Source organism: Lutibacter sp. (assembly GCF_040883305.1).
Lineage (GTDB): Bacteria > Bacteroidota > Bacteroidia > Flavobacteriales > Flavobacteriaceae > Lutibacter.
In genome coordinates this window covers 1-4,683 of the sequence record NZ_JBFLKT010000331.1, presented here as the reverse complement: position 1 = coordinate 4,683, position 4,683 = coordinate 1, and the positions used below count along the sequence as shown (strand labels likewise).

Annotated in this window: 5 protein-coding genes; 2 read left to right on the top strand and 3 right to left on the bottom strand. The window is 28.6% G+C overall.

The features are described 5' to 3' along the window. Together AB1Z17_RS10670 and lpxK are read right to left on the bottom strand one after the other, a co-directional pair. The coding region (locus AB1Z17_RS10670; protein WP_368051787.1) for a purine-nucleoside phosphorylase at window positions 1-698 on the bottom strand (698 nt) is incomplete at its 3' end. Next, window positions 670-1,707: a tetraacyldisaccharide 4'-kinase gene (lpxK, locus tag AB1Z17_RS10665; protein WP_368051786.1), complete on the bottom strand. Its 1,038-nt coding sequence runs from the start codon at window positions 1,705-1,707 to the stop codon at window positions 670-672. The genes AB1Z17_RS10670 and lpxK, both read right to left, overlap by 29 nt. 62 nt (window positions 1,708-1,769) lie before the next feature. On the opposite strand from lpxK, the gene AB1Z17_RS10660 reads away from it, so the two are divergent. Both AB1Z17_RS10660 and AB1Z17_RS10655 read left to right on the top strand, forming a co-directional pair. Beyond that, on the top strand, window positions 1,770-2,864 hold the full coding sequence (locus AB1Z17_RS10660; protein WP_368051785.1) for a Nif3-like dinuclear metal center hexameric protein: 1,095 nt from the start codon (window positions 1,770-1,772) through the stop codon (window positions 2,862-2,864). 1 nt (window position 2,865) lies between these two features. Beyond that, a complete protein-coding gene (locus AB1Z17_RS10655) occupies window positions 2,866-3,639 on the top strand; it encodes a zinc ribbon domain-containing protein (RefSeq protein ID WP_368051784.1) in 774 nt (257 codons plus the stop codon). 63 nt (window positions 3,640-3,702) lie between these two features. Here the strand turns inward: AB1Z17_RS10655 and AB1Z17_RS10650 are convergent, their stop codons facing one another. Continuing rightward, window positions 3,703-4,503 (bottom strand): class I SAM-dependent methyltransferase, encoded by an 801-nt coding sequence (locus AB1Z17_RS10650; RefSeq protein ID WP_368051783.1) that lies wholly within the window; start codon window positions 4,501-4,503, stop codon window positions 3,703-3,705. Window positions 4,504-4,683 lie beyond the last annotated feature (180 nt).

The window sequence follows — 4,683 nt, the reverse complement described above, 5'->3', positions numbered from 1 at the left end:
TCTGTAATTACAGAAACTCCAAAACATTCCATTCCCATATGTTTGGCAACAATAACTTCCGGTACTGTTGACATTCCAACGGCATCTGCTCCTAAAATTTTCACCATTTTATACTCTGCCGGAGTTTCAAAAGTAGGTCCTTGCAATGCTAAATAAATTCCTTTATGTATTTTAACATCCAATTTCTCCGCAACTTGTTCCATTTTAGCAATCATTTTTTTGCTATATGCTTCGTGCATATCAACAAATCTAGGGCCAAAGCGCACATCGTTTTTACCGTGTAGCGGATGTTCTGGCATAAAATTAATATGGTCTGTAATTATCATAATATCACCAACTTTAAAAGCTGGATTTACACCTCCAGATGCATTTGAAACAATTAATTTTTCAACTCCCAAATATTTCATTACTCTAACAGGGAAAATAGTTTGTTGCATTGTCCAACCTTCATAATAATGAAAACGGCCACGCATAGCAACTACTTTTTTACCACTTAAAGTACCAAAAATTAATTCTCCCGAATGTCCTTCAACAGTTGAAACAGGGAAATTTGGAATTTCAGCATACGGAATTGAAATTTCAATAGTAATTTTCTCTACCAAATTACCTAATCCTGTTCCCAAAATAATTCCATAATCTGGTGCTGTTATTCCTTTATCTTTTAAAAATTTAACTGTTTCCTGAACTTTGTTCCACATAATTTTTTATTATTTTATCAAAATCATTTTTATGATTTATAACTATTGATTTTATACTTATATAATGTAATTTTTTAACCTTATCAAAGATACGGACATAATCTTTCTCTGTAGTTAAAACTAACTTCTTTTTTGATTTAAAACTGTCTAATTTATCACTTATTTGTTGAATATCTTTATTCTTAAAATTATAATGATCTGGATATTTTAAATGTTCAAAATTAATATTTTTTTCATTTAAAAATGAGACTAAAGGGGTTGGATTTGCAATTCCAGTAACCAACAAAACTTCAAAATTCTTTAACTCATCTAAACTAATTGAAGTGGCTCCAGTTAAAGTTGTATTGTAATCTATCGCAGTAAAAAATACCATTTGGTTTTTAGCTGGATTTAATTTTTTAGTTATTGCAAATTGCTCAGTTTCAGAAAGTATTTTTGGGCATTTTGTTACAATTATTACTTGCGCTCTTTTTGCACCAGATTTATTTTCACGCAAATTTCCAGTCGGCAACATATTATCATCTACATATAAATTATTAAAGTCTGTTAACAAAATATTAAAACCTCCTGCTACTTTTCTATGTTGAAACGCATCGTCTAATAAAATAACATCTGGCGGATTATTTAACTTTTCTAATTTATGTATAGCATTGGTTCTATCAACATCCACACAGACTAGTATGTTCTTAAATTTTTTGTAGTATTGAAAAGGCTCGTCTCCAATTAATTCGGCATTAGCATTTTTATCGGCTAAAATAAATCCTGTGCTTTTTCTTTTATAACCTCTACTTAAAACTGCAATTTTATAATCGTTTTGTAATAATCTGATTAAATACTCAATTTGAGGTGTTTTCCCTGTACCCCCAACACTTAAATTACCAACAACTAGTGTAGGAGTTTTAAATTTTGTAGATTTAAGAAAATTTTTATCGTACAAAAAATTACGAATACTTGTAATAATTCCATACAAGACAGCAAAAGGATACACTATTTTTCGTAAAAAATTCATAAAAGCGAAAATACAAAACAAATTATAATATTTATCTTTGTTTAAACTATATTAATTGATTTATGACTATTAAAGATATTACAAATTGCATTGAAGAATTTGCTCCTTTAAATTATGCAGAAGGATTTGATAATGTTGGCTTGTTAATTGGAAACTATGCTTCAAAAGTATCTGGAGTTATAGTAACATTAGACACCTTAGAAAACGTGGTTGATGAAGCAATTGAAAGAAATTGTAATCTTATTGTAAGTTTTCATCCAATAATATTTTCAGGATTAAAAAAAATAAACGGCACTAATTATGTAGAACGTGTTGTTTTAAAAGCTATTAAAAACGATATTGCTATTTATGCAATGCATACTGCGTTAGATAATTCTTTTAAAGGGGTAAATGCAAAAATTTGTAATGTTTTAGGCTTAAAAAATCAAAGAATTTTAATTCCTCAAAAAAATACAATAAAAAAATTAACTACATATGCTCCGCAGGAAAGTGCCGATAAAGTTAGAACGGCACTCTTTAAAGCTGGAGCTGGAAATATTGGAAATTACGATTATTGCAGCTATAATACTGAAGGTTTTGGAACTTATAGAGGTAATGAAAATTCGAATCCAATAATTGGTGAAAAAGGTAAGTTTCATGCTGAAAAAGAAACATTTATTAGTGTTATTTTTGAAAAACATCTTGAAAAGAAAATTTTAGCAGCCCTATTTAATACGCATCCCTACGAAGAAGTTGCCTACGATATTGTTTCTTTAGATAATATAAATCAAGAAATTGGCATGGGAATGGTTGGAGAGTTAAAAGAAGAAAAATCTGAAACTGATTTTTTAAATTTCTTAAAAGAAACTATGAATGCAAAAGGTATTAGACATTCAGTTTTATTAAATAAACCGATTAAAAAAGTTGCAGTTTTAGGAGGTTCCGGAAGTTTTGCAATAGAAAATGCAATTAACGCAAAAGCAGATATTTATGTAACAGCGGATATTAAATACCACGAATTTTACAAAGCAGAAAACAAACTTATTATTGCAGATATTGGACATTATGAAAGTGAACAGTTCACAAAAAATCTTTTAGTAGAGATACTTACAAAAAAATTTCCTAATTTTGCAATCATTTTATCGAAAAAAAACACAAATCCAATTTATTACTTATAATATGGCTAAAAAGAAAGAAGTTACTGTTGAAGAAAAATTAAGAGCATTGTACGACTTACAATTAATAGATTCAAGAGTTGATGAAATTAAAAATGTTAGAGGTGAATTACCTTTAGAAATAGAAGATTTAGAAGATGAAATTATTGGTTTAAATAAAAGACTTTCTAATTTAGATGCTGATGTTACAAATTTAAAGAATGACATTTCTGCCAAAAAGAATATAATTGAAGAAGCAAAAACACTAGTAAAAAAATACGCTGAGCAACAAAAAAAAGTTCGCAATAACAGAGAATTCAATTCTTTAAGCAAAGAAACTGAATACCAAGAACTTGAAATTGAATTGGCTGAAAAAAGAATTAAAGAATTTAAAGTTCTAATTGAACAAAAAAATGAAATAATTGCCTCAACAAAAGAAAATATTGCAAAACAGGAAGATTTATTAAAACATAAATCTGCTGAATTAAACGATATTATGGGTGATACCGTAAAAGAGGAAGCATTATTACTTAAAAAATCTGAAGAATATTCTGAATTAATTGACGACCACTTGTTAAAAGCGTACAAAAGAATTCGTTCTTCTGTTAAAAATGGTTTGGCTGTTGTTTCAATTGAAAGAGGAGCTTCCGGAGGATCTTTCTTTACAATTCCACCTCAAAGACAAGTTGAAATTGCGAGTCGTAAAAAAATTATTACAGACGAGCATAGTGGTAGAATTTTAGTTGATGGTGCTTTAGCTGAAGAAGAAAAAGAAAAAATTGAAAAATTATTAAGCTAATTAAAAGCGTATAATTTTATATAAAAAAAGCTGTCTGGAATTTAAATATTCCAAACAGCTTTTTTATTTTTTAACTGCCCTTATAGAATACACCAAAGGAAACATACGTTGTTCTTTTTTTAGAAAAAACATTCCATTATCTGTAGCTTCCATTTCTGGAAAGACATTATATGGAGATTGATCAAATTCGTGTAAAAATTCAATGTGTAAACCAGCAGTTGTTAATGCGGTTACAACTTCACCCAAACCGTGATTCCAACCATACTCTTTACTTATAATGTCAGCATCGTTATTTGTGTAAGTCCCTTTATATTCTTCATAAATAACCTCTTTATTTAAATAAGGATATGCTAATTTTGGTGGAGTTTCCAAAAAATCGAACATCCAGACAACAGGATGAAATTCTATCAAATAGAATATACCTCCTTTTTTTAATTTACTAGCAATTATTTCTCCCCACGTTTTTAAATCTGGCAACCAACCAATTACCCCGTAAGAAGCAAAAACAATGTCAAATTTACCCTTTACATTTTTAGGAACTTCATACAGATTACTTTCAATAAAAGTAGCATCCAAGCCCAATTCTAAATTTAATTTTTTGGCAAGCTCAATTCCTTCATTAGATAAATCGATTCCCGTGCATTTTGCTCCTAACCTGCTCCAACTTAAAGTATCTTGACCAAAATGACATTGCAAATGCAATAACTTTTTCCCTTTTACATCTCCTAATTCTTCAAGTTCAAATATATTTAATGAAGTTTTTCCTTTTTTAAAACCTTCAATATCATAAAATTCAGATTTCGAATGAATACTAACTTTTTTATTCCAGGTTTCTTTATTTACTTCGAAATATTTATTATTCATATTTTTCATTTTAATATGTTTCGGTACTATTTGAGACCTAAAATAAATAAATTAAAATAAACCAAATAATTGGAATCGATTCTACCCAAAAACTTGTGTAATATCTCGATTTATTTTCAGAAGAAAACAGCAAAAATAATGCTGAAATAATTGCAATGCATATGGTTGTAATTAATTCTG

What these genes read in the sequence shown, in the direction of transcription:
- lpxK (WP_368051786.1), bottom strand. Translation starts at nt 1,707, where the DNA reads ATGAATTTTTTACGAAAAATAGTGTATCCTTTTGCTGTCTTGTATGGA.
- AB1Z17_RS10655 (WP_368051784.1), top strand. Translation starts at nt 2,866, where the DNA reads ATGGCTAAAAAGAAAGAAGTTACTGTTGAAGAAAAATTAAGAGCATTG.
- AB1Z17_RS10650 (WP_368051783.1), bottom strand. Translation starts at nt 4,503, where the DNA reads ATGAATAATAAATATTTCGAAGTAAATAAAGAAACCTGGAATAAAAAA.
- AB1Z17_RS10660 (WP_368051785.1), top strand. Translation starts at nt 1,770, where the DNA reads ATGACTATTAAAGATATTACAAATTGCATTGAAGAATTTGCTCCTTTA.